We start from the raw sequence: 25,277 nt of genomic DNA, 5'->3' as shown, positions 1-25,277 counted from the left end.
TCAATTTTGTTTTTAACTTCGGCTGTGTTCCTACGTCATATACCTTTTTTAAAGGCTGTTTTGTTTCACAGTATTACGGCTTACGGGGGGCCTCAGGGCCATCTGGCCATGATGCTGAAAACCTTTGTGCAGCAACGTAAAGATGTTACGGAAGAAGAGCTGATGGAATACAACGCTTTCTGCCAGCTGCTGCCGGGCGCCTCCTCCACGCAAACCCTTACCCTTATTGGCTATAAACGGGGTGGTGTGCCCCTGGCGTTTATGACCCTGCTGATCTGGATCACACCTGCCTGCCTGTTAATGGGCTCCCTGAGCTTCCTGCTGCAATACTTTGACAAGAAGGCGCTGAACGTAGACATTTTCAAATTCGTACAGCCTATGGCGGTAGGCTTCCTGGCTTATGGCGGTTTGCGCGCTTATAAGATCAGCATCCGTAATACAGCTACCTTTTTTATTATGCTGGTAGCCATGGCAGCCACCCTTTTCCTGAAATCACCCTGGACCTTTCCCTCCCTGATCATACTGGGGGGCATTGTATCCAACTTCAGTAATAAACGTATTCCCGGTTCTACAGAAGCACCCCGCAAAATCCAATGGACCAACCTATGGCTATTTGCCCTGCTGTTCATACTGGCGGGCTTTTTCTCAGAGCTGGCGCGTACCCATAACTGGATCACGCGCAGGCCCTTTAACCTGTTTGAGAACTTTTACCGTTTTGGCAGCCTGGTATTTGGCGGAGGCGACATACTTATTGCCATGATGCTGGAACAATACGTTACCCGTGCCAAAACACAGTTTATGACCGGCACCGAATTACTGACCGGGGCTGGTATTATGCGCGCTTTACCCGGGCCTACCTTCTCCCTCTCCGCCTATGTAGGCGGGATGGTTATGCGTAACCTGGGAATGGGTTACCAGTTCCTGGGCTGCATACTGGCGCCGCTGGCTATATTTTTACCCAGCCTGCTGCTGGTGCTGTTCTTCTTTCCCATCTGGCATAACCTGAAAAAGTATGTAGTTATTTACCGGGCATTAGAGGGTATTAATGCTGTGGTGGTGGGTATTATGTGGGCGGCCACTATTATGCTGTTCATGGCTGTTACGCCTCAGTGGTATAACCTGCTGATCATGGCCACCACGCTGGCTATCCTGTGCATGACACAGCTGCCTTCTCCCTTTATTGTACTGGCCTGTTTATTATTAGGCTGGTGGCTTTAGATGCCGTACTCCTTGATCTTATTGTATAAGGTAGTTAATCCTATTTCCATTAATTCGGCAGCTTTGGTTTTATTGCCTTTTGTATAAGCCAGCACTTTTAAGATATGCTGTTTTTCCATGCCGGCCAGGCTCAGGGAGGCAGGGTCGCCGCCTTGCTGGTTCCATAAAAAGTCCAGGGGCAGTACAGCTGCATCCAGCATATCCGTATCCGTTAGTATTACTGCGCGTTCTATTACATTACGCAGCTCACGGATATTTCCTTTCCAGGTATGCTGTTGCAGGGCCTGTAAAAAAGCGGGCGTCATGCCGCTTACACGCTTATTAAGCTTAGGCCCTAGCTGCTGTATAAACCACATGGCCAGTTCAGGAATATCCTCCTTACGCTGGTTCAGGGAAGGCAGCTGCACCTGGAAAGCGGAGAGGCGGTAGAACAGGTCGGCCCGGAAATGCCCGTTGCTGATCTCTGTTTCCAGGTTACGATTGGTAGCGGCAATAATACGTACATCCGTTTTAGTGGGTACGGCCTCTCCTACGCGGTAAAACTCCTGGGTTTCCAACACCCGCAGCAGCTTGGCCTGCAGCTCCACCGGCATTTCCCCTATCTCATCCAGGAAAATGGTGCCGCCGCGCGCTTCCTCAAAAAAACCTTTCCGGTCTTTGGTTGCGCCGGTAAAGGCGCCTGCTACATAACCAAACAATTCACTTTCCAGCAGCTCCTTACCAAAAGCGCTGCAGTTCACCGCTACAAAAGGCTGCTGCTTACGCTTGCTGCCCTGGTGTATGGCCTGGGCAAATACTTCCTTACCCGCGCCGGTTTCTCCTAACAACAATACAGTAATATCTGCCGGGGCTACTTTTTCAGCCAGTGTTATGGCAGCTTTAATAGCCGGCGACCGGCCTATAATATTTTCAAAGCTGTATTTGCTGCCTATCTTTTTTTCCAGCTCCCGCACGCGGAACTGCAGCAAAGCCTTGTCCATGGCTTTACTTACCAGCGGCAATATTTTATTATTATCATCGCCCTTGGTAATATAATCAAAGGCGCCGTTCTTAATAGCCTGCACACCATCGGCAATATTGCCATAGGCAGTTAATACAATGATCTCTGTATCCGGGTGAGTGGTTTTAATAGTGTGGGCAAGGTCTACGCCATTGCCATCCGGGAGCTTTACGTCGGATAATACTACCTGGATCTCCTCTTTTTCCAGCAGCTTTTGGGCGGTACGGGCATTGGCGGCTTCATACAGCGTATAACCTTCCAGTGCTAATAAACGGCTGAGAAGCTTACGCAGCTGCTCTTCATCGTCAATAATAAGAATATGACCTTTGGGCATGGAGCAAAGGTAATTACGAATTGAATGCTAAACGCGGAATGCTTAACGCTAAACGCTAAAATGCAGCGGGCATTCGGCGTTTAGCGTTAAGCATCAGGCCTTCACTCCGCTGTTTCTATTTGTTGGATCACTTTCTTCAGATCGTTCTTTACCTGCTGCGTAGGTTGCCACAGATCTCCTTTCTCTTCCAGCCGCTGCAACATATTGTGCATAGTAAAGTCAGAGATCTGCAGCTGGTCATTCACTTCTTCCCACAGCAGTGGCGCGGATACCGTAGCTCCCGGCTTGGGGCGTACGGCGTAGGGTGCGGCCACGGTTTGTCCCCGGCTGTTCTGCAGAAAATCTACGTACACCTTTTTCTTGCGGGCCGATTTTGCCCGTACAATACTGGTAATACCCGGCAGCTGTTGATTGGTTTGCTGTGCAATAAATTCTGCAAATAGGCGGCAGGTCTCATACTCATATTTAGCGCCGGTGGGAATGTAAATGTGCAGGCCGGACGCACCGGAGGTTTTACAAAAGCTGGTTACTTTCAGCCCGTCGAGTATTTCTTTAATACACAGGGCCGTTTCAATGACCGCTTTAAAACCAATGCCTTCCGGGTCCAGGTCCATTACCACGTAATCCGGGTTATCCAGGCGGTTCACACGGGATAACCAGGGGTTCACCTCAATACACCCCAGGTTGATCATATACGCCAGCGTAGCCTCATTATTACACAGCAGGTAATCCACATCCTTGCCAGTGGAGGCGGCATGCAGCGGAATAGTTTTTATCCAGTCCGGCGTATTTTCATGATCAATATCTTTCTGGTAAAAGCTGCTGCCTTTAATCCCGTTGGGAAAACGGTGCAGGCTCATAGGCCGGTCTTTCAGGTAAGGCAGCAAATATTTTGCAACAGACAGGTAATAGTCAACCAGCTGGCCTTTGGTGATCTTTTCATCCGGCCAGTAAATTTTCTGCTGGTTCGTAAGCGTTACTTCCTTACCATTCAGCTTTAAGGTGCGCTCTTTTTCATGCTGCACAGCAGGAGCTGCCTTTGCAGCAGCTTTACTTTTTACCTCACCGGCTTTTGCAGCAGGGGATGTTTTTGTTTTGCGGTTTGCAGTGGTAGCCATTTGTAACGGTTTTGCAGTTTCCCTTTTTACTTCCTTCACCGGCTTATCTTTTCGCAGGCCCATGAATATAGGCTGCCGCAGGTGGCCGCCTTCTGTCCAGGATGAAAATTTCACCTGACATACCAGCTCCGGTTTTACCCAGGTGACCGGCATATTGGTTTTAATTTTTTCTTTGAACACCGGTGTTTTTTGCTGCAGCGGTTGCAGCTTATCATACAGCATATCTATCAGCTCTCCGTTTAAACCGCCCCCGCAATGCCCTACATAACGCAGGGCGCCTTTATCATCCAGCACACCCAGCACCAATGCACCCAGCTTTTTACGGCTGCCGCGTGGTGCGGTGTAACCGCAAATAATAGTTTCCTGCTCATTCAGCACCTTCATTTTTAGCCAGTTCATGGTACGGCGGTCTTCCTCGTACACACTGTCTGCTTTCTTGGCTATAATACCTTCCCATTGTTTGGTTTGGGCCTTTTCATACAACTTCTCACCGTTTGTTAGTATATGAGCGGAATAGATCACGGCCGGATCATCCAGCTGTTTTACCACCTCTGCCAACAGCTCTTTACGTTGTATTAAGGGCATCTCCCGCAGGTCCTGCCCATTCAGGTTCAGCAGGTCAAAAACAACATAAGTGAGCTTGCCTGTATTCGTATTTTTGAAGTTCTGCAACGCCTGGAAGTTGGTATTGCCTTTACTGTCCAGCACTACTACTTCTCCATCCAGTACCACATTGTGCGAAATTTTCTCTACGGCCTTTACAATGGAAGGATAATCTTTGTTAAAAGAAAGATGATTGCGGGAATACAGGTCCGCCTTGCCATTCCGCACATCGGCAATGGCGCGGTAGCCATCCCACTTGGGCTCAAACAACCAGCCTTCCCGGCTAAAAGGGGCATCTACCAGGGTGGCCATGGTAGGCTTGTACATTTTTTTAGGACCGGCTTTTACGTTTGCTTTGGGTGTGGCGGACACTTTTTTTTTAACATCGCTGTTTGCTGCAGTAGCGGTGCTGCTGCGCTTAGGAGTAGCAGCAGTACTGCGTTTTGCTGCAGCTGCCACTTTCCTGCGGGCACTGCCGCCGCCCTTTTCCTGCTCCTTAAACTTCAGGCCCTGCTCAATTACTTTTTTCGGCGTATAGTCCTCACTGTTATACTCACCGTTTACTGCATAATCATCCTTATGCTTTAAAAGCAACCAGGAGTTATCTTCTCTGCCTTTCATTTTCACTAAGGCAAATTCACCTTTCAGCTTCCGGCCCTTCATTTTTATTTTAAGGTTACCCTCTTTAATTTCCTGCAGGGCTTCCTTGTCAAAATTTTTACCATCGGCATGCAACAGCTCATAGCTGCCTTTGTCCCATACGTACACGGTACCTGCCCCATAGTTGCCTTTGGGAATAGTACCTTCAAAATCTTTATAGTCATACGGATGGTCTTCTACCTGCATGGCCAGCCTTTTATCAGCAGGGTTTAAAGAAGGTCCTTTGGGCACTGCCCAGCTTTTTAATACCCCGGCTACTTCCAGTCTGAAATCATAATGTATGCGGGAGGCATGGTGGCGCTGGATCACAAAAATATGCTGTCCTTTTGCCGCCTTGCCGCCTTTAGGCTCGCTGGTTTGCTTAAAATCCCGTTTTTTATTGTACGTGCTTAAACTACTCATGAGGCCCGTTTTTTACCTGTAGTTCCATTGCTGCCAAGGCTGGCTTTCAGCTGGCTAAACAGATCTGTACTTTTAGTATGCACTACCTTCATTTTCTTTACTGTACGGCGTTTACCGCTGGCTTTGGCTTTAATGATCTTCATCAGTTCTTCGGTATACTCATCCTTATACTGGCTAATGTCAAATTTGGTGCTGTATTGCTTCACCAGCGCCTCTGCCATATCCAGCTCTTTTTTACTCACCTTGGTGCGGGCATCCGGCAGGGTCAGCTCTTCGGGTGAGCGCAGCTCCTGTTCAAAACGCAGCTGCTGCAGCAGCAGGTAATTATCCCGTGGGCGCACTACTGCCAGGTGCTCTTTAGAGCGCAGCACAAAACGGCTTAAGCCTGTTTTCTTTGTTTTTTGCAGGGTTTTCAGCAGCAGCTCGTATGCCTTTACACCCGCTTTATCCGGCTCAATAAAGTAAGGCGTTTCAAAATAGATATCATCTATTTCATCCTCCATTACAAAGGCTTCTATTTCTATGATCTTGCTTTTCTTAGGGCTGGCTTCTTCAAAATCCTCGTCTTCCAGTATCACATACTCATCGTTATACAAATAGCCTTTTACAATTTGTTCCCAGGGCACCTCTTTGCCGGTATCTTCATTAATGCGCTGGAATTTAATACGGGCGTGGTTCTTTTTATCCAGCATATCCAGGTCCAGCCGGCTGTCCTGCACAGCGCTGTATAATTTAACCGGGATGTTTACCAGCCCAAAACCAATTGATCCTGACCAAATTGATCTCATAGTATTAATTATTAGTAAATAGACTATAACACAAATAGTACCACAGTGGCACGGGAAAAGGCCCGTGTTAAACTTTATAACATCCGGGACCGGTGGCATAACTTTTGACTTTTACACCTGGAACCAAATTCCCTTTTTTATGCAAGAGAAACCAGGTGAAATGACCACGCTGTCCCAGGTCATGGAAAAAATGCGACATAAGGGCTATGATCATGAATTTAAAATGAGTGACCATGGCAGAATGCAATCAACAGAAAGTAACAAGGTATTTAACCCGGAGGATCTTAAGATTGTTAAAACATTCCGTTTTGAGGGAGAATCCGACCCTGCCGATTCCAACATTTTATATTTAATGGAGGATGCGGAAGGTGAGAAAGGATTTGTGCTGGATGCTTATGGGATGTATAGCTCTCATGAAGAAAGCGGCTTTGATGATTTTATTAAAAAGATCCCGGTTGAGGACAGGGAAGAGCAGATCTGATTTGATTGCAGATAATTTGCTGATGTGCTAATGAACAATAACGGGCAGTTAAAGGTATTTCATTAGCACATCAGCTTTTTTTTAAGAATTTCAGCAGTACTTTTTCATCATTATGCAGCTCTCCCTTCCCGGCTTTATTGCGGCTTTCCCGCACCTGCCGCATATAAGGCTCCAGCTTCCCCTCCTCATAGGCAATTAACAAACGCGGGTGCACATAATACTTCTTACACACGGCCCGCGTATTACCCAGCTTAGAGGCCACCCCGTCCATTACGCTTACAATATTCCTTTTACAGGCCGTAGCCGTATCAAAAGGCTCCATATCTGCCAGCATATTCAAAGCATGCACGCTGCCAGCCCAGGTGCGGAAATCCTTGCAGGTAAAATCCTCCCCGGTACACTCTTTCAGGAAGTCGTTAATATCACCGGAGCCCAGGCTTTTATGCTCCCCGTTCTCATCATAGTACTGGAACAGCTCCTGCCCCGGTATTTCGCGCACTTTCTTCAATAATTTAGCAAGGGAAGAATGTTTGATCGTGATCTTCTGCTCTACTCCTTTTTTCCCCTTAAAATGAAAGAACATGGTATTACCGTTAATTTTCACATGCTGGTTGCGCAGGGTAGTAAGACCGTAGGAGCCGTATAATTTCTCGTAAGAGGAGTTGCCTACGCGGATCCATGTTTCCTGTAATACGCTAAGGGCAATACACAATACCTTCTCCTTATTCATATCCCTCTTGCGCAGTCCTGCTTTAACACGTTTGCGGATTTGAGGTAGTTTTTCCCCAAAATGTTGAAGCCGGTCGTACTTGGTTTCATTACGCACCTGCTGCCAGGTGGTATGGTAGCGGTATTGGCGGCGACCTTTTGTATCTACGCCTATGGCCTGCAGGTGGCCATTTTCATAGGGGCAGATCCATACCTGCTCCCAGGCTGGCGGCAGCACCAGCTTACGAATGCGTTCCAGTATAGCTTCATCCTGGATCTTCTCTCCTTTTGCATCCATATAAAATACGCCGTTACCATTTTTCACACGGCTAATACCGGGCATATCTGTAGTTACATATCGCAGCCGTGCGGCTTTGGCTGTTAACAGCGCTTCTTCATTCTCCATCGTCCAATTAATACTGATTAGTACTGAAAAGAATAATTAATAGTAAAGCCCGCTTACCGCACTCCTGCTATTCATTATTAATTATCCATTGTTAATTAATCTGCTCTGCTGCTTCCATATTTTCCCGTTCCTTAAAATGGCGGCAGCAGGCATCAATGATCTTTTGTGCGTATTCCTGCATCACCTCTTCAGGGTCTTTTGCAATGGGTACAATTTTGCCGGCAGCCAGCACCAGTCCTTTGCAGGTAATAGCATAATAAGCATACAGGGTATAGATCCCCAGCTCCGGCGCAGGGGTGGCATAACCGGTAGCGGCAATGCCCACCGTACTGTTAAACAGGGCGCAAACACCCAGGGCCATTTGTATGGCAACCTGCTGTGATACGGCATTACATTCCAGCGCATGAATAGGCTCTACCTGCAAATGCTTTACTTTTTGCCCCGTGTTATAAGCGGTAATGCCGCCCTGGAAGAACTGTGAAGCATTGGTGGCCCGGCTAAAATTTAGCTGCAGCTGACCCGCGGTTACACTTTCCGCTACTGCCACTGTTAGGCCGTTTGCCAGGCAATGATCGTGGATATAGTTAACGTGATCAATCATGGAATTTGAATTACGAATTATCAATTACGAATTACGAATTGAGTACATCATAAGATAGATCTTCACATTATATAACCTTTAATTAAGGCTGGAAAATCTGCATTTCGCAAGTGCTCATTTCGTAACCGTAATTCATAATTGAGAATTTAAAAAGGCCTCCAGCAGTATGCAGAGGCCTTCGTAGGTTTCCGTAACAATAAATGATTTTGTTGCTTATTCAGCAGCAGCTTCTTCATTTACAGAAGATTCTGCTATTTGTGTCAGCGTCTGGTCTGTTTCTTTTTCTTCTTCCAGGGTTTGTTCCAGCAAAGAAGCTATTTCGCTTTGCCCCATTCTGTTGGCCAGCGTGCGCAGACTGCCATAGGCGGCTATCTCATAGTGCTCAATTTTCTGTGAGCACACAATAATACCGGCATCACGTACCGCAGTATCTTCTTCCGTATCGCTTACTACTTCCTGTCCTTCTGCTATTAAACCTTCCATAGCCGGGCATTTCTTAGCTACGGCTTTTGCGCCCAGCATTTCAAACACTTGTTCCAGGCGGCTTACGTGGCCTTTTGTTACTTCCACATGTTCTGCAATCGCATTAGCCAGTTCTTCAGAAGTGGCAGCTTTTTGCATTTTGGGTAATGATTTTACCAGGTTTTTTTCTGCCCAGTAAATATCCTTCAGCTCATCCATGAACAGCTGCTGAAATTTAGAGGGCTCGCCGTTGCTCTTATTCTTAGCGGCGGAGGTCTTTGAGGTAGTTTTGGAGGATGCTTTAGTTGTACCAGCCATTTTTATAAGATTTTAAGAATGATGAAATAGTTAGTGTTATATGTTTATTGACCCTGTTTTCCGTCTTGCGGATTAGCGGGGGTATGCTTTATTTCCCTTTCAGGTACATCATCAGGAATATCCTGCTTATTGGGTGATTGTTGCCCCGGTGTAGCAGGCTTTTTATCAGGTTGCTCAGTGCCAGGTTGCTGTTGCGAAGGGTTATTCTTGATGCCCTTATCCGGTTGCTGTTTCATGGCTTTGATGTTTTGGTGAAGAATATTTGTACAGTAATAAAAAGTTAACAGTAACAAAAAGAAATCAAAGTTCATTCCATAGTACCTAAATACAAATACCTATAGGCGTAAGAGATAAGATCAATTTAAAATCGGCTGAAAGGCGCGTCAATCCTGTAGAATTTGCTTTTCATAATGTAGAAAATCTTGCACGTAAACCTGTGAGATATCATTTAACAAATTTTTTTGAGGCGGATGCGTTAAATTAGATAACTTCGAAAGTTCCCTTATTTGAGCCAATGCACAATCCTGTTCAAAGAAAAATAAGACTCGGCTTTTTTATAGCTTTCTCCGTTATCATTGCTGCATCGTTCTTTTCCTACCTCGTAACTAAGAACCTGCTGGATAATGCGGGCAGGCTGAACCATACAATAGAAGTATCCAAAAGGCTGGAAACAATCATTAAGCAGCTGAAGGATGCGGAAGCTGCCATAAGAGGTTTCAGCCTTACAAACGACAGCTCTTTCCTGCATCCCGATATGCAGGAAAGAAGCAACAGTCTTCAGAAAGAATATGAAGCGCTGCGCAGTATTGTTATTGACAGCCACCGGCAGCAGCAACATATGGATACGCTTAAAACGCTGCTGGCTGTTAAATACCAGCAGCTGCAGGCCGGTATCAGCTCCGGCAGCCCGCGTACCGAGCGGCTGTCTGTAACGGAAGGCGAAAAAACAATGGACCGCATAGAGCATGTAGTAGAGGACATGATGCAGATAGAGGATACCCAGCTGCATGAAAAAACAGAGCTGTTCCATTTCTTTTCCAGCCTATGGATACCGGTGATCTTTATTTCTTCTATAGTAGCTATTCTTATCGGTCTCTATTCTTACATTACCTTAACCAAAGAATTTAAGCTGCAGCTGCATATTGAATCCAAATTGAAATCTTACCAGCGCGACCTGCAGCAGAACATACAGCTGCTGAACAAAAGCAACCAGGAGCTGGAACAATTTGCCTACGTAGCCTCACACGACCTGCAGGAACCTTTGCGTAAAATATCCACTTTCAGCGACCGGCTGCAGGTAAAGTATAAAGACCAGCTGCCCCCTGATGCCTCCCAGCTTATTGACCGTATGATAGTAGCAGTAGGCCGTATGCGGATATTGATCAATGACCTGCTGCTGTTTTCCCGGGCCGGGCGCGTAGCCCCCGAAAGCATCACGGAGGTTGATATGAGCGCCCTGCTGCAAAATGTACTAAGCGACCTGGAAGTAGCGTTACAGGAAAAGAACGCCGTAGTACACAGCGCCCAGCTACCCATCATAGAAGGGAACATTACCAACTTTCAGCAGCTGTTCCAGAACATACTTACCAACGCCATTAAATTTTCACAGGAGGACCGGCAGCTGGAGATCAACATCAGCTCCCAGCTGCTGAAAGGCAAGGAGATCAACATTGTAAAGGAGAACCGCTGGGATGAGACCTTTTGCCGCATTTGTATTGAGGATAATGGTATTGGCTTTGACCCGGATTATGCGGAACGTATTTTCCTTATTTTCCAGCGCCTGCACGGCATCAGCGAATACTCCGGCACCGGCATAGGGCTGGCCATTTGCAAAAAGATAGTAGACAGCCACCAGGGGTACATTATGGCTTATGGCTACCCGGGTAAAGGAGCCGCTTTTGTAATTATTTTGCCAGTTAAGCAAAAAAAATGATCCACCGCCGCCTTACCGGAAAGTTTAGCACTTTAATTGCGGGAAATGATGCGGACACCTTTACTGCTGAAGACGGTTGTTCCAGACACATAATTTTATACACTTGCCAAACTATTCAGACACGATCATGACGGACCAGCCCATACACATTTTGATGATAGATGATGACGAGGATGATTTTTTCCTGGTGAACGAGCTGTTACAGGACATATCCCCCGGCCAGTACCAGCTGAACTGGGCCTCTACCTACGCGCAGGGACAGGAACAGATCAGCCGCAAGGCACATGATATTTACCTGGTGGATTACCGCCTGGGACCTTATACCGGTATTGATATGCTGCACTATTTCCAGCAGATCGGGTATAAAGCCCCGGTGATCATGCTTACAGGTAAAGGAGATTATACCATTGATAAAGAGGCCATGATGGCCGGCGCCTCCGATTACCTGGTAAAAGGGGAGATCAGCGGCGACCTGCTGGAACGCTCTATCCGTTACGCGCTGGATGAAATGAACCACCTGCGCACCCTGGCGGAAAGCGAGAAAAAGTATTACGGTGTATTTGAAAAAGCACATGACCTGATATTACTGGCCGACTGCGATAAGAACATTATTGACGCCAACCCCGCCTCCTGCAGAACCCTGCAATACTCCCGGGAAGAAATGCTGGCCATGAACCTGAAAGACCTGTTCCTTTTTGAGGAGCAGTACCGGCATTTCTTTGACCAGATCTGCGGGGAAGACGGCTGTGGGCCTGCTGAATATAACTTTGTGAACAGCGCCGGCAAAAAGCTGGATGTAATGGTAAATGCCGTAATGCTGGATGCTGCCGCCCAGATATTCCTGTGTGTAGTGCAGGATATTACGGAAAGGAAAAAAGAAGAGCAGGAAAAACAGCAGCAGCAAAAATTTGTAATTACAGGCCGCATAGCCCGTGTAATTGCGCATGAGGTACGGAACCCCCTCACCAACATTTTACTGGCAGTAAGCCAGTTTAAACTGGAACCCGGCGTTACGGAAGACAGCCAGCTGTATACGGATATTATAGAACGTAACTGCATACGCATTAACCAGCTGATCACAGAGCTGCTGAACAGCACCCGCATGATAGAGCTGCACGTGCAGCAGCATGGTATTAACGAGCTTACGGAAAAAGCCCTGGCGCTGGCGCAGGACCGTTTACAGCTGAATGAGATACGGGTAGACAAACGCCTCTCAGACCCGGATGTAATGATACCCGCCGATGCGGAAAAAGTAGAAATAGCCCTGCTGAATATTATCATTAACGCCATTGAGGCCATGACGCCCGGTAAAGGGGAGCTGAACATTTATACCGCCCGGCATAACGACCGGGCAGTTATACAGGTTAGCGATAACGGGCCCGGGATACCGGAAGATATGAAGGCCAAGCTGTTTGATCCCTTCTTTACCAGCAAACCCAAAGGCAGCGGTTTGGGTTTAACCAGCACCCAGAACATTATCATTAATCATAAGGGGAATATACATGTGGATAGTGAGCCTGGTAAAGGCACCACCTTCAGCATTACCTTTCCCACTAACTAACACCATGCAAAAAGGGCAGATCAGTGATCTGCCCTTTGTTTTTTATAGTATTCCTGTAAATGACCTTGCTTATTGTGCGTTGATCTTTTCCTCCGCATTCTCAATGGCTTCCTCCACGGAGTGGGATTCTTTCATATTAATACGCGCTTTGGTTTCATCCGCCAGCTTGCAGTAATATTTATGCAGCACATCCAGCTCCTCTTCCGTGAGGTCTTCCGCTACTATCAGCCGGTTACTGGCCATGCGGTTAGCAGCTATCAGCTCATTCAGCTTCAGCTGCACGGATTTGGATTCCTTGTTCTGCGATTTCTGGATCACAAACACCATCAAAAAAGTAATGATGGTGGTGCCGGTATTAATTACCAGCTGCCAGGTATCAGAAAAACCAAATACCGGCCCGGTAACGGCCCAGATGATAATAACAGCCAAAGCAGTACCAAAGGCCCATACTGACCCTGTAACATTAATTACATGGGTAGAAAAGCGTTCGAAAAAACCAACAACGCCTCCTTTTTTGTTCTCACCTAACTGTTGCTTTGTTTCTTCCTTTTTCATCGCCCGGGCGTTCAATAATTAATATTGAGCAGGCGCAGCTTGTTATACAGCGTTTTACGGTCTATATTCAGCAGCTGCGCAGCTTTGGTTTTATTGTACTTTACCTCTTTGAGCACGTTAATGATCTTGTTATACTCCGCCTGCAAGGCTACAGTTTTAAGATCATTTTCATTGGCAATAGCTGCCAGCTCGCTCACCGGGTCTTCCTCATAGCTTTGTACAAACGCCTCTTTCATTTCCAGCGGCAGGGCGCTCATGGTAATATCCTGGTGCTCTGGCGTAAGCAGGCATGCACGGCGTATTACGTTCTTCAGCTCACGGATGTTACCCGGCCAGGTGTACTTCTGGAAACATTCCCATACCTCCTGGGTGATCTTACCGCAATTCTTTTGCAGTTCTTTTTCCACCTGTCCAATAAAGGAATTTACAAACAGCTGCAGATCTTCCTTACGTTCACGCAGCGGTGGTATGTAAATGGTGAATTCGTTAAAGCGGTGGAACAGGTCTTCCCGGAAACGGCCCCGCTGTACGGATTCCGACAGCTTTTCGTTGGAGGCCACAATGATGCGCACATCAATGGGTATTTCCTTCAGGCTGCCTACGCGGCGTATCACTTTTTCCTGTATTACACGCAGCAGCGCTACCTGTATATCGTAAGAAAGGTTGGATACCTCATCCAGGAAAAGGGTACCGCCCGTTGCCTGTTCAAAAGCGCCAATTTTTGTATTAATAGCGCCGGTAAAAGCGCCTTTTTCATGACCAAATAATTCACTGGCTGCCAGCTCTTTTGAAAGGCTGCCGCAATCCAGCGCCACAAAGGGCTGTGCGCTGCGTTTGCTGTGATGATGGATCAGGTGGGCTACAGATTCCTTACCGGTACCTGTTTCCCCGAAAATGATCACGCTATAGTCTGTAGGAGCTACCAGTTTGATCTGGCGGAACAGTTCCGTTGCACCGCTGCTTTCTCCATATACATACTTGTTGCTTTTATCCAGCATTTCGGAAACAGGCGCTTTGCCGTTGGCATTCCCATTCTCCCGGTTAACCGACATGGTTTGCGGCTGTGAAACCGCCTGCAGGGCTTCCCTTTCACTCTCCGCATCCAGGTGCGCAAATGCTTTGTGCACCAGGTTCAGGATCTCATCGGGGTACAGGGGTTTGGATAAATAGTCATAAGCACCATTCTTAACCATTTCCACTGCAACCCTCACGTCCGTGTACCCGGTAATGATAATTACAATGGTACGCGGATTTAACTGGCGGATATCCTGCAGGAGCTGAGCGCCGTCGGTATCCTTGAGACGATAATCACATAGTACCAGGTCGTAGGTCTTCTCCTTCATCATTTTCAACGCTGCATTACCCGACATTGTAGTATCTACTTTAAATCCGTGTTTGCCAAGAAATTTACTTAACAAAGTACAGATATTGATCTCATCATCTATGATCATTATATTTCTCATAATGGTATGTATGATGTTGGCTATAAGCTTTTAAAGTTACGAAATAATTTGCAGGACGATTAACTTTTAACATCTTTCATCAACTCGTCCACATTCTTTACACTAAAGGGTTTGGCCAGAAAATGACTGGCTCCTGCACTGAGTGCAGTTTGCTTTTCCATGCCGTTATCATATGCGCTGATCGTGATCACTTTTAAGGCTGGATATTTGTTTTTGAAAACAGAAATTGCTTCCAATCCGGAACCATCCGGCAAGTGTATATCCAGAAAAAGTATATCCGGTTGCTCACTTTGAATACATTGTAAACCTGCGCGTAATTCATGCACATATTTCACATCGTAGCCCAGTCTTACTAAACTCATTTGTAACAACCTGCATATATCCGGTTCATCATCAATTATAAGGACAAATGATCCTTTCATGGTTTCAGTTGAGACTAAGTCTGACACCAGACTCAATCCCTGTTTTCTGTGTTGTAACATACTTGTGTTTATTCCATTGTTCCATTAATAACCTGGCTATCAGGTAACAAACACTCGACTCGGCGCCCTGATTCTGATTGACATTATTTTTTTCTAAACCGTCATAACAGCCGTAGGTGAGCGGGTTGTATATCAGTTGCTTTAAATGATTATTACCCAGGTACCAACTAAACGCTAAACGCATTTTCTCCAGGTATGTATGGTTGCCCGTGGCCCGGAAAAATGTGTGCAGGGTAAGCATGGTATAGGCTATTTCAATTGATTGTTCCCCGCCGTCCAAAGTATTTGTATTATTATCTTGCGTGTTTTTGTGATACCAGGTCCTGTTATTGATCACTTTCATGTAATTATCCGTAAAGGTTTTGCTGCACAGGAACTCCAGGCTTTCTTTTGCCGTATGCAGCCAGCTGGTATTGCCGCTTACCTGGTAAGCCATCATCATGGCCTCCGGCAGCACAGCATTTCCATAGGTCAGGTACGGCTCGTACCATTTCCATTGTGCATCTGCCTCCTGTTGATAGATATTATATAAACGGCCTGCTAAGGTGTTAATTATATCTTCTGCTATGCCGCCTGGTTTGTATTGCAGGTAATAGTACAATCCCTTAATGGCAAAGGCCATGGCCCGTGGCGCCGTAAGCGTTTCCAGCCAGGTAAGGCAGGGCTGCAATATACGGTTAGCCTGCTGTACCAGCAGGGAGGGCATTTCATTATGCCGGCTGAGTAAATAGCCCAGGGCCCAAATGGCGCGCCCGTTGGCATCCTCCAGGTTCACTTCGTAGTTAGCGCTATCAAAATAACCGCGGATGTTCACATAGTTCAGGAAGCGGCCATCCGGCTGCTGGCAGTACTCTATGAAATCCAGGTATTTGTGGCAAAGGGAGTTTACAAAGCTGCTGCCTTTTACGGTGCTGATATACATGCTCATGGCTATCAGCGCACGGGCATTGTCGTCCAGGGTGTAGCCGGAGGCAGGGTCGGGCTGGTCATGTTTACAAAACTGTATCATCCCAAATTCGTCCGTCATACGGTCAATGTGATCCAGGTAAGCGGGCGGCAGGCTGGGAAGCATCAGGTCTTTTTCTGCCATGATCTCTTTAAACATAGACATATGCGCAACGGCTACATTTTCCCAGATAGCATTGCGTGTTTTTTCGATGGCATTGCGGCTCATTCGCTGGCGCAGCTGCTGATCTTTCAGCAGGCGAATGGCTTTTTCAGACAGCTGTTCATGACTGCCCATATCTATCAGGTAACCACAACACTCATCCAGCATTTCGCGGGCCTGGGAAAAGGCCGTGCTTACAATAGGGCAACCTGCGCTCATGGCGTATAAGAACGTACCGCTTACCGCCTGGTGCGGATCTTTAGAAGTGAACAGGTAAATATCCGTTAAAGCCAGGTAGTCCAGCAGGTTATCGAGGCTTAAGTAGCTGTTTACAAATTTTACATGCTGCTGCAATCCCAGCTCGGCTATCAGTTGCTGCAACCGCTGCCGGTATTGCTCTCCTTCCCGCGCCAGCACTACCGGGTGGGTTTTACCCAGTATAAGGTACACGGTATCCGGGAACTGTTCTGCAATAGGCTTCATGGCCCGGATAGCAGTTTCCAGCCCTTTATTCTCACTCAGCAGCCCAAAGGTGGTTAGCACTCTTTTGCCCTGCAGGCTATACTTCTGTTTCAGCTCAGCCACGTTTTCCGTAATACGCGCATGTACGCCATGCGGTATATGCACGATCTTGTGTGCAGGCAGATGGTAGGTAGAGAGCAGAATGTCTGCAGAGGTTTGCGTCATTACTATGATCTTGCTGGCCAGGGCGCCTATAATGCTCACTACTTTCAGGCATTTAGGATCCGGGTAAGGTAATACGGTATGGAACCGCACTACAAAAGGTTTATCCAGCAGGGATAACATGGCCAGCATATTATGCCCGTAGTCGCCACCATAAAGGCCAAACTCATGCTCAAAACACACCAGGTCAATCTGCTCATCCGCATTCACCTGGTGGGCAAAGGTGATGCAACTGTCAATATTAAACGGATCAACCGTATACTTTACAGGCGCCTTGTATGCCGGCGCCTGGGACTTCCCCCCTTCCAGCAATGCGCAAATGCTGATATCCAGCTTTTCTGCAAATGACTTCTGCAGTGCGTTCACCAGATCCTGGGCAAAGGTTGCAATACCACACTCACGGGGCGGAAAAGTTGTAACAAAAAGCAAAGTCTTATTCATTTATGTCAATTTTTTTCCGGTACAATTCACTGCTCTATGGAAAGCAATCCAGTCAAATATCACTCCAACCACGGCGGTATTGCATTACGGATAACGTGTGGAATTGAGCCTTACGTTAAACTGTGGAATAACCTCCACAATCGTTCCGGCGCTTCCCCAAATCATTTTCCAGAGGTATTTAGTGGTACGGCCGGGACAAAAGAAGGGAATAAGTTTTTGACGACGTTAACGGCGTATTCACATTTAAATGCATCAATGCCTTTAGATTTGCGCACAGAGCGCTAACACCAAAGCAACTAAAGGTAATGCAACCAGCCGTATTTCCCGGCAAATACTGAAATTCATTTATTGGGACGATAAAATTCTACGCATGAGAAACCTCGCCTGTACATTCAAAGTGAATGGCATTCCTAAGCGGATCTGCCTCAAAAAAATAGCGAAAGAAAGAAAATTCCGGGTTACTGTAGAGGGTATTCAGATAGACTATTCATTAAACGACGAGGATCATATTGAGCCGGTGAGCGACAGCCCGCTGCCCGACACTGCATTATTACCGCATATTGAATGGATGATCCGTCACTATTTCCAGAATACGAAACAGCTTATTTAGCATAAATAGTTTTTTATTAGTAAGGGTTATAATCTAGCGCAACGGCCGGGCCTTAAAGCATGTGTCATTTAAACCAACCATTAAAATGACTTGCGGCCTGGCCTTTTTTTATACAAAACCTTTTTCCAGCGCCAGAAAGGCTTCCTCCGCATTCAGCTGCTCCCACAGTACCGCATATACGGCCCTTGCCACCGGCATATAAGCCCCTATTTCGTGGTTCATTTCAAAAATGCATTTACTGGCATAATACCCTTCCGCCACCATATTTAATTCCAGCTGGGCTGCTTTTACGCTGTAGCCCTTGCCTATCATATTGCCAAAGGTGCGGTTACGGCTATGCAGGGAGTAGCAGGTTACCAGCAGATCGCCCAGGTAGGCGCTGGCATTATAGTTATGCTGGGTAACCGGCATATGTACAGGCCCGGCCCAGGTAGTATATTTTTCAAGGAAGTGCTGCATTTCCCGGAAGCAGTTGGTAATAAGCACACTCAGGAAATTATCGCCATATTCCAAACCATGCGCCACGCCGGCGCCCATGGCGTAAATATTCTTTAACACAGCGGCCAGCTGCACGCCTATTACATCATTATTCACAATGGTTTGCAGGTAGCTGTTGGCAAAAAGATCTGCAATGTTCTGGGTTTCTTCCAGCTGCAAGCCGGAAAAGGTAAGGTAAGAGAGCTTTTCATTTGCCACTTCCTCAGCATGGCAGGGGCCCGTAATAGTGAAGTACTGTTCCAGCGGCAGCCCAAAATCATCCGCCAGGTACTCATTAATAAACTGGTTGCTTTCCGGCACCAGCCCTTTAATGGCGGAGATCACTTTTTTATGCTGTAAAGCCTCCGGCGGCAGTACCTTCAGCACCTCTTCCAGGAAGGCAGAGGGTACGGCCAGCACCAGCACATCACTATTGGCCACTACCTCATGCAGCCGGTTGCTGAGGTTTAGCTGGTGGGTATCAAAATATACCGAGGTAAGGTAATGTTTGTTATGGTGGCGCTGCTGCAAATGGCGGATGGTATCTTCGCTCCGGATCCACCAGTTCACCTGCTGACCATTATCTGTTAAAATTTTTGCCAAAGCGGTAGCCCAGCTGCCGCTGCCAATAATGCCTGTACTCACCGGTTGAATTTTCCGCAATGTACTTAAAAAGGCAAAGGGTGAAAAGCGAAATCATATTTCACTTTTCACCCTGCTATAATTTATAAAGCAATTATTTAGTGGCTTCAAACAACTGAGCGGCGGGTACTACTTTTACTTTTTTACCGCTTTTTAACTCACGGGACACCGCGGCGTAAGGCGCGCTGATCACCTGGTCGCCGGGTTGCAGGCCGGAAAGGATCTCAATATTATTATCGTCCTGGATACCGGTTTTTACCTCCACCTGTTTTACCGTATTATCTTTTTGCAGCACAAACACTACTTCTTTGGTATCCTTGTTACCTGCCACCGGTGGATCATCACCATTTTCCGCTTTCTTCTTTTTGGCAGCATCTGCTTTGGCGGTAGCATTTTCCGCCTCGCGGGTGGTTACCGCGTTAATGGGTACGGATAATACCTGTGTTTTACGTTTGGTTTGTATATCCACACTGGCGCTCATACCCGGGCGAAAAGGAAAGTTCTTCGGCTGGGAAGGATCTATCAGGTCTTTATAACTATCATTCAGGATGCGGATGTGTACAATATAGCTGGTAACCTGCTCTGCTGAGGAGGTAGTACCGGAGGCGGTGGCCGTGGCGGCGCCTTTGCTGGAGCTGGCTATTTGCGTTACAATACCTTTGAACTTACGGTTGCTGTAGGCATCTACCTCAATAACGGCGGTATCGCCATATTTTACGCGGGGTATATCATTCTCACCAACGTCAACCTGTACTTCCATTACATTCAGGTCGGCAATGCGCATGATCTCAGTACCGGTCATTTGCAGGGTACCTACTACGCGCTCCCCTTTTTTAACCGGCAGCAGGGATACTACTCCGCGCATGGGTGATACAATGGTGGTACGGCCCAGGTTCTTATTAGCCTCTGTTAAGCCTGCCTGTGCGCTGGCTACTGCATACTTATAGCTGTTCACCTGCTCTGTGGCGGCGGTAAAATCGGCCAGGGCAGAGCGGTAGGCAGATTCCGCTGTTTCAAATTCACTTTTGGATACTACTTTCTGTGCATACAATTCTTTATTCCTGTCATAGGCAGCTTTGTATTGCTCCAGCTTAGCCTTGTAAGCGTTCAGCGCGGCGGCGGAATTGGCCATTTGCGCCTGGCTTTGGCTCAGGGCTGCAGTAGCCTTATCTCGCTGGGAGCCGTAAATATCTGCGTATATCCGTACCAGTACCTGGCCTTTATTTACAGAATCGCCTTCCAGTACGGGCAGGTCTACAATTTCGCCGGATACATCAGAGCTTACTTTTACTTCTATTTCAGGGTAAATTTTTCCGGTAGCAGCTACCACCTCAATAATATCTTTGTTGGCAGCTTTATCAGCAGCCACTTTGATACCTTCCTCCTTACCGATCACACCGGAGGCTTTTAGTACCAATAATAGTATTATCAGTGTTGCTACACTACCAACAATCCAATAAAGTGTCTTTTTCTTCATAGAGGCGGTTTGTTACAAGGGAGGGGGAGCCTACAGGGTTATTTTCTGGTCCCGGTAAAACTCCAGCAATTTCATTCTGAATATATAATCATATTGCGCAGACACCTTATTTATCTGGGCCTGGAACAAATTATTTTGGGTCGTAATATAATCGATCGTGTTCATTAATCCCAAATTAAAGCGTTTTGTAGCAAAATCAAAGGCTTTTTGGGAAGCATCCACTCCCCGGCTGGCGGCATAGAACTTCTGAATGGCTGCTACGGCGTTGGCATGTGCGGTATAGATATCCTGTCTTAACTGCTGGTTATCCTTATCGCGGGTCAGTTCCTGGTTATACAGGTTCAGCTTATTGCGTTTATACTGAGCGCGTGCCTGCCATGCATTAAAGATGGGAATGCTCAGTGATAAGCCAACCGCCTGCTGGAAGTTATTACTGATCTGCGTACCAAAAGGAGTTTTACCTCCTACTACCTGGGAGGGAACTGTATAGGGTTTGCCAATGACATTATAATTGGTGCCACCCACACTTACCGTACCCAGTGTATCCTGGAAGGGGCCTAATACCACGTTCCTGATATCATTTACATTATTAGCGTAGTTGGTACCAATACCGGCTGATAAGGACAGCGTAGGGAACATGGCGCCCCTGGATGCTGCAACGGATCTTTCCCAGGATTTGATCTGCAGGGAATCGGCCCGTATCAGCGGGTTGGTGCTCATAGCAGCGCTGTATACCATTTCGGGATCCACCTCATTCAGACTGGGTAAGGGTATGTTGGAAATATCTGAGGGTATTTCCGGCTGAAAGGGAATATCAAAACCCAGGTTCAGCAGCGCCTTCATTTGCAGGGTAGATAATATTACATTGTTCTGCGCAGTAATAAGGTTAGCGCTATCCCTTGCCAGCTGGGCCAGCAGATCGGCCTGGTTACTTTCCGGTACAGAGCCCGCAGCCACCAGCTTCTCCGTATTAGACAACTGTGCTTTGGTAAGGGTGAGCTGGGTTTCATTTACATGCACCTGCTCATTGTTCTGTAATATCTGTAAAAAGGTGGAGGCTATATTAAAGGCCACATCATTCTTGGCTTTTTCCAGTAAAAAGCCGTAAGCATTGGCCTGATAAATATTAGATGCAATTGTATTACGCTTGCTGAACCAGTTGAACAGGGTAACATTCGTATTTAAGCTGGCGTTGGAAGAAAGGAAGCCCTGTGTTTCATATGTGTAGGTGGTAGGGTTTACGCTACGGCCTGCATTGTAGTTACCACTAACACTGGCGCTCAGATTCGGGATCTGGGATAACTGGCTTTGCTTCAACGTAAGCTCTGCCAAACGCTTTTGCACGTCCTGCTGTTTAATGGAGATATTATTAGCCATCGCATAATCCACACAACGTTTGAGGCTCCATTTATCCTGGGCAGCTACATGTACAGTGTTAGCAAACAATAAACATATTACCAGGATGGGTCCCGGAAACTGGTATAGTTTCATAGCGTAACAAAAATATAGTAATTGTGATGATAGCCTTTGCCATTTCTTTATAAAAGGCAAATTTTTATTAGGTATGGCTAACGGCCACACTAATTTAGTGTAAAACATAACATTTTATTTATTGTTTTTTCTGAAATGTATGTTAACGCAGGTTTTACGCGAGGGTTTTACTGGATCTTTCCATCCCTGATTTCAATGACCCGGTGCCCAAAAGCAGCATTTTGTTCAGAGTGTGTGACCTGGATGATGGTGATTTTATCCGTTTCATTCAAATGTTTAAATAACTGCATAATTACCCGGGCCTGGTCAGAGTGCAGGTTGCCGGTAGGCTCGTCGGCCAGTATAACGCGGGGTTCTGCCACAATAGCCCGGGCAATGCCTACCAGCTGCTGCTGGCCGCCGGAAAGCTGGTTGGGGAACAGGTCTTTTTTGGCTACCATATTAAAACGGTCCAGCACATCGGCTACGCGGCTTTTACGTTCCGCGCCGGGTATGTTCTTATATAATAGTGGAGTTTCTATATTCTCGTACACCGTCAGCTCATCTATCAGGTGATAGGCCTGGAATACAAAACCAATACTGCCCCGGTGTAATTGCGTACGTTTTTTCTCGTTCATTTTATTTACCAGCTCTCCTTCAAACAGGTAATCGCCGCTGGAAGGCTCTTCCAGTAATCCCAGTATGTGCAGCAGGGTAGATTTTCCCGACCCTGAGGGGCCCATTATAGACACAAACTCTCCTTCAAAGATCGTCAGGTCTACATCCTTTAAAATTTCATTCTTACCGAATCCTACCGGGTAATGCTTGGAAATATGTCTTAATTGTATCATAGTTAAATTGTTTATTCCGTTCTGATAGACTTTACCGGGTTCATTAAAGCAGCCCTGATGGATTGTACGCTTACGGTAATAACGGCCACCAGCACTGCAATTACAGCGGCTCCTATAAAGATGCCTATATTAATATGGATGCGGTATGCATAATTTTGCAGCCATTGCTCCATCAGGTACCAGGCAATAGGGCTGGCAATGATCACAGACAGGAGCACCAGTTTCACAAAATCTTTTGACAACAGGGTTACTATGCTGGTAACGCTTGCGCCCAGCACCTTGCGCACGCCTATTTCCCGGGTGCGCTGCGTCATTACCAGCACAGAAATAGCAAACAGCCCCATACAGGATATTACAATAGCCAGTACCGCAGCGCTGATAAATATACTGGAAAAGCGTTTTTCTTTACGATACTGCCGGTCTGTATTTTCATCCAGGAAAGAGGGGTCTGTCTGGTTACCGGGGTATGCCTCGTTCCAGCGTTTTGTTACCAGGGCCATAGAAGCCGGCAGGTTGCCCCGCGGCACTTTTACAAAAATATATTGTACCGGGGAGCCGGGCGATATGAACATGGAAAGCGGCTCTATTTTCTCCTGCAGGGAGTGAAAGTTGAAATCCTTAACAATACCTATTACCTGCATAGGGTGCGCACTGTCGCTCACCGGCAGTAACGCGCCTAACGCAGCTTTTACGCCGCCCAGCTGCTGGGCCATTTTTTCATTGATCACTAAGGCCATAGAATCTGCACCGTATTGCGGTGAAAAATCGCGGCCGGCTACCAGGGTCAGATCCAGTGTTTTTACATAATCATAATCAACCCGCAGCCAGTTGCTGCTTATCACATGGCCCTTATAGTCGTAGGAAACTCTGGAGGTGGCGGAGGAGCCATCGCGGCCACGGCCCAGGTTAATGTCTGTGCCGCTAACGCTTAATACATTGGCCTCGCCTGCCAGCTTATTACGCATACGTTTCAGCGCCTGCTCCGGGTTTACATCATGCGGCAACGGCAGGCTGATGACCTGCTCCCTGTTAAATCCCAGCGGCTGTTTACGCAGGTAGTTCAGCTGCTGCCAGGCAATAAGGGTACAGCAAATAAGCAGGGAAGAGATCACGAACTGTGTTACCATCAGCACATTACGCACCTTGCCTGACCTGCCGGCCTGCATACTGCCTTTTAATACCTTAATGGTGTTTATACGCGCAATAACCCAGGCGGGATAACCACCGGCCATTAATGTAACCAGGAAAAATATCAGTGCTGCAATACCCAGCAACAGCGGTTGCTGTAACAGCCCAAACGTAAGTTTGCTATTGAATAAGGAATTATAGCCCGGCAATAAAAGGTAAGCTGCTGCTAACCCTATCAGCAGCGCCAGCCCGCATACCAGCACAGCCTCGCCCCACATTTGGGTAATAAGCTGCAGGCGGAATGCGCCCAGTATTTTGCGCATGCCTATTTCTCGGGAGCGGGTAAAGGCTCCGGCAATAGTAAGGTTCATGAAATTTATGCAGGCAATGAAAAGTATGAACGCACCTACCAGCAATAGCAGGTAAGGGTAAAATTTGCTCTGGCTTTCTGAGCCAATGCCGTTTAAATGCAGATCTGTGAGCTTTCTGAGGTGCAGTCCTATCAGCTCTCCATTTTCACCGGGTGTAGCGCCATCCCTTTTCAGGTCCCGCAGCCGCTCTGCAAAATATTTGTTCACGAATGTTTTGGCGCGGCGCTCAAAAGCCGCTTCAGTGGCGTGATTTGCAAGTTGAACATACACGGAGTGGGTGCTGGAGCTCCAGGCATCCTTCTGGCTTTCATAACTGCCCGCATTTTCAAAGCGGCACAGGGCATCAAATTCAACACTGGAATTATCCGGCGCATCTTTCATTACCGCGCTTACTACAAAGCTCTTCCAGTTATCGCCTATACGCGCTTCCAGCTGTTTGCCCACCGGCTCCTCATTGCCAAAAATACTTTGAGCCTTTTTGGCTGAAAGCACGATGTTATCCAGGCTGGCCAAAGGCGCCTGCGTGTTGCCTTTTATAAGCGGGAAGGAGAACATGTGCAGGAAATCCACATCCACCCCTTCCAGGTCTGTTTCAAATACCTTATCATGGTAGCGCAGCATACCGGAGGTATATAGCATACGCGTTGCGGCCTTTACTTCCGGGAACTCCTGTTTCATGGCCGGTGTAAGCGGCATGGGCATGTTAGCCCTCTGCTCCAGGCCCTGCGCATGGTAGGTGTTAATATACAGCATATACAGCTGCTTATTTGTATGGAACCGGTCATAGGAAAATTCCCGGTAGGCGGTCATTACCAGCAGTATGGCAGCAGCAAAGGCTACGGACAGGCCCAGTATATTTACAGCAGTAAGCAGCTTTGTTTTCCAAAGGTTACGCCATGCTATTTTAAGGTAGTTACGGAACATA

At 47.1% G+C, this 25,277-nt stretch carries 21 protein-coding genes; 5 read left to right on the top strand and 16 right to left on the bottom strand.

Going from position 1 to position 25,277, the window contains the following annotated elements:
* The first annotated feature begins 60 nt into the window (after positions 1-60).
* Positions 61-1,218 carry a chromate efflux transporter gene (chrA, locus tag BMZ54_RS05905; RefSeq protein ID WP_238386506.1) on the top strand — a complete coding sequence of 386 codons (1,158 nt, stop codon included), beginning with the start codon at positions 61-63 and terminating at the stop codon, positions 1,216-1,218.
* On the opposite strand, the gene BMZ54_RS05900 is transcribed toward chrA, so the two are convergent.
* The 3 genes from BMZ54_RS05900 to ku all read right to left on the bottom strand — a co-directional run bounded on the left by BMZ54_RS05900 (position 1,215) and on the right by ku (position 6,123).
* A complete protein-coding gene (locus BMZ54_RS05900) occupies positions 1,215-2,552 on the bottom strand; it encodes a sigma-54-dependent transcriptional regulator (RefSeq protein ID WP_089907390.1) in 1,338 nt (445 codons plus the stop codon). The genes chrA and BMZ54_RS05900 overlap by 4 nt on opposite strands.
* 101 nt (positions 2,553-2,653) lie before the next feature.
* A complete protein-coding gene (ligD, locus tag BMZ54_RS05895; RefSeq protein ID WP_089907388.1) occupies positions 2,654-5,335 on the bottom strand; it encodes a DNA ligase D in 2,682 nt (893 codons plus the stop codon).
* Positions 5,332-6,123 (bottom strand): non-homologous end joining protein Ku, encoded by a 792-nt coding sequence (gene ku / locus BMZ54_RS05890; RefSeq protein WP_089907386.1) that lies wholly within the window; start codon positions 6,121-6,123, stop codon positions 5,332-5,334. Before ku ends, ligD begins: the two co-directional genes overlap by 4 nt.
* Positions 6,124-6,262: 139 nt before the next feature.
* On the opposite strand from ku, the gene BMZ54_RS05885 reads away from it, so the two are divergent.
* A complete protein-coding gene (locus BMZ54_RS05885) occupies positions 6,263-6,604 on the top strand; it encodes a hypothetical protein (protein WP_089908419.1) in 342 nt (113 codons plus the stop codon).
* 70 nt (positions 6,605-6,674) lie between these two features.
* Here BMZ54_RS05885 and BMZ54_RS05880 read toward each other — a convergent pair whose 3' ends face one another.
* The 4 genes from BMZ54_RS05880 to BMZ54_RS05865 all read right to left on the bottom strand — a co-directional run bounded on the left by BMZ54_RS05880 (position 6,675) and on the right by BMZ54_RS05865 (position 9,335).
* Positions 6,675-7,718 carry a DNA topoisomerase IB gene (locus tag BMZ54_RS05880; protein WP_089907384.1) on the bottom strand — a complete coding sequence of 348 codons (1,044 nt, stop codon included), beginning with the start codon at positions 7,716-7,718 and terminating at the stop codon, positions 6,675-6,677.
* Between the two features lie 91 nt (positions 7,719-7,809).
* Entirely contained in the window at positions 7,810-8,319 is a 510-nt protein-coding gene (locus BMZ54_RS05875; RefSeq protein ID WP_089907382.1) for a CinA family protein, read from the bottom strand.
* 213 nt (positions 8,320-8,532) lie between these two features.
* Positions 8,533-9,099, bottom strand: coding sequence for a YciE/YciF ferroxidase family protein (locus tag BMZ54_RS05870; protein ID WP_089907381.1), 567 nt, complete (start codon positions 9,097-9,099; stop codon positions 8,533-8,535).
* 44 nt (positions 9,100-9,143) lie between these two features.
* On the bottom strand, positions 9,144-9,335 hold the full coding sequence (locus BMZ54_RS05865) for a hypothetical protein (RefSeq protein WP_143080920.1): 192 nt from the start codon (positions 9,333-9,335) through the stop codon (positions 9,144-9,146).
* Positions 9,336-9,613: 278 nt separating this feature from the next.
* On the opposite strand from BMZ54_RS05865, the gene BMZ54_RS05860 reads away from it, so the two are divergent.
* Entirely contained in the window at positions 9,614-11,032 is a 1,419-nt protein-coding gene (locus BMZ54_RS05860; protein ID WP_089907377.1) for a sensor histidine kinase, read from the top strand.
* Positions 11,033-11,135: 103 nt separating this feature from the next.
* The gene (locus BMZ54_RS05855) at positions 11,136-12,593 is read left to right on the top strand and encodes a hybrid sensor histidine kinase/response regulator (RefSeq protein ID WP_143080919.1); all 1,458 of its coding nucleotides are present in this window, start codon (positions 11,136-11,138) and stop codon (positions 12,591-12,593) included.
* Between the two features lie 69 nt (positions 12,594-12,662).
* On the opposite strand, the gene BMZ54_RS05850 is transcribed toward BMZ54_RS05855, so the two are convergent.
* The 4 genes from BMZ54_RS05850 to BMZ54_RS05835 are packed head-to-tail and all read right to left on the bottom strand — an operon-like array spanning position 12,663 to position 17,326.
* Positions 12,663-13,148 carry a low affinity iron permease family protein gene (locus BMZ54_RS05850; RefSeq protein WP_089907372.1) on the bottom strand — a complete coding sequence of 162 codons (486 nt, stop codon included), beginning with the start codon at positions 13,146-13,148 and terminating at the stop codon, positions 12,663-12,665.
* Positions 13,149-13,159: 11 nt separating this feature from the next.
* The gene (locus BMZ54_RS05845) at positions 13,160-14,611 is read right to left on the bottom strand and encodes a sigma-54-dependent transcriptional regulator (RefSeq protein WP_089907370.1); all 1,452 of its coding nucleotides are present in this window, start codon (positions 14,609-14,611) and stop codon (positions 13,160-13,162) included.
* 59 nt (positions 14,612-14,670) lie between these two features.
* A complete protein-coding gene (locus BMZ54_RS05840; RefSeq protein ID WP_238386505.1) occupies positions 14,671-15,033 on the bottom strand; it encodes a response regulator transcription factor in 363 nt (120 codons plus the stop codon).
* 4 nt (positions 15,034-15,037) lie between these two features.
* The gene (locus BMZ54_RS05835; RefSeq protein ID WP_089907365.1) at positions 15,038-17,326 is read right to left on the bottom strand and encodes a glycosyltransferase; all 2,289 of its coding nucleotides are present in this window, start codon (positions 17,324-17,326) and stop codon (positions 15,038-15,040) included.
* Between the two features lie 370 nt (positions 17,327-17,696).
* Here BMZ54_RS05835 and BMZ54_RS05830 point away from each other — a divergent pair, with 370 nt between their 5' ends.
* On the top strand, positions 17,697-17,936 hold the full coding sequence (locus BMZ54_RS05830; RefSeq protein ID WP_089907363.1) for a hypothetical protein: 240 nt from the start codon (positions 17,697-17,699) through the stop codon (positions 17,934-17,936).
* A gap of 108 nt (positions 17,937-18,044) precedes the next feature.
* Here the strand turns inward: BMZ54_RS05830 and BMZ54_RS05825 are convergent, their stop codons facing one another.
* From BMZ54_RS05825 to BMZ54_RS05805, 5 genes are all read right to left on the bottom strand, one after another.
* Positions 18,045-19,058: an NAD(P)H-dependent glycerol-3-phosphate dehydrogenase gene (locus tag BMZ54_RS05825; RefSeq protein ID WP_089907361.1), complete on the bottom strand. Its 1,014-nt coding sequence runs from the start codon at positions 19,056-19,058 to the stop codon at positions 18,045-18,047.
* Positions 19,059-19,149: 91 nt separating this feature from the next.
* Positions 19,150-20,532 (bottom strand): efflux RND transporter periplasmic adaptor subunit, encoded by a 1,383-nt coding sequence (locus BMZ54_RS05820; RefSeq protein ID WP_089907359.1) that lies wholly within the window; start codon positions 20,530-20,532, stop codon positions 19,150-19,152.
* A 30-nt stretch (positions 20,533-20,562) separates the two neighbouring features.
* Positions 20,563-22,023 carry a TolC family protein gene (locus BMZ54_RS05815; RefSeq protein WP_162277480.1) on the bottom strand — a complete coding sequence of 487 codons (1,461 nt, stop codon included), beginning with the start codon at positions 22,021-22,023 and terminating at the stop codon, positions 20,563-20,565.
* 167 nt (positions 22,024-22,190) lie between these two features.
* The gene (locus BMZ54_RS05810; RefSeq protein WP_089907355.1) at positions 22,191-22,853 is read right to left on the bottom strand and encodes an ABC transporter ATP-binding protein; all 663 of its coding nucleotides are present in this window, start codon (positions 22,851-22,853) and stop codon (positions 22,191-22,193) included.
* Positions 22,854-22,864: 11 nt separating this feature from the next.
* Complete coding sequence (locus tag BMZ54_RS05805) at positions 22,865-25,276, bottom strand: ABC transporter permease (protein ID WP_089907353.1); 2,412 nt, start codon at positions 25,274-25,276, stop codon at positions 22,865-22,867.
* Between the last annotated feature and the right edge of the window lies 1 nt (position 25,277).

This window comes from Chitinophaga rupis, assembly GCF_900109685.1.
Taxonomy (GTDB): Bacteria; Bacteroidota; Bacteroidia; order Chitinophagales; family Chitinophagaceae; genus Chitinophaga; species Chitinophaga rupis.
This window is presented reverse-complemented; position numbering and strand designations above follow the sequence as displayed.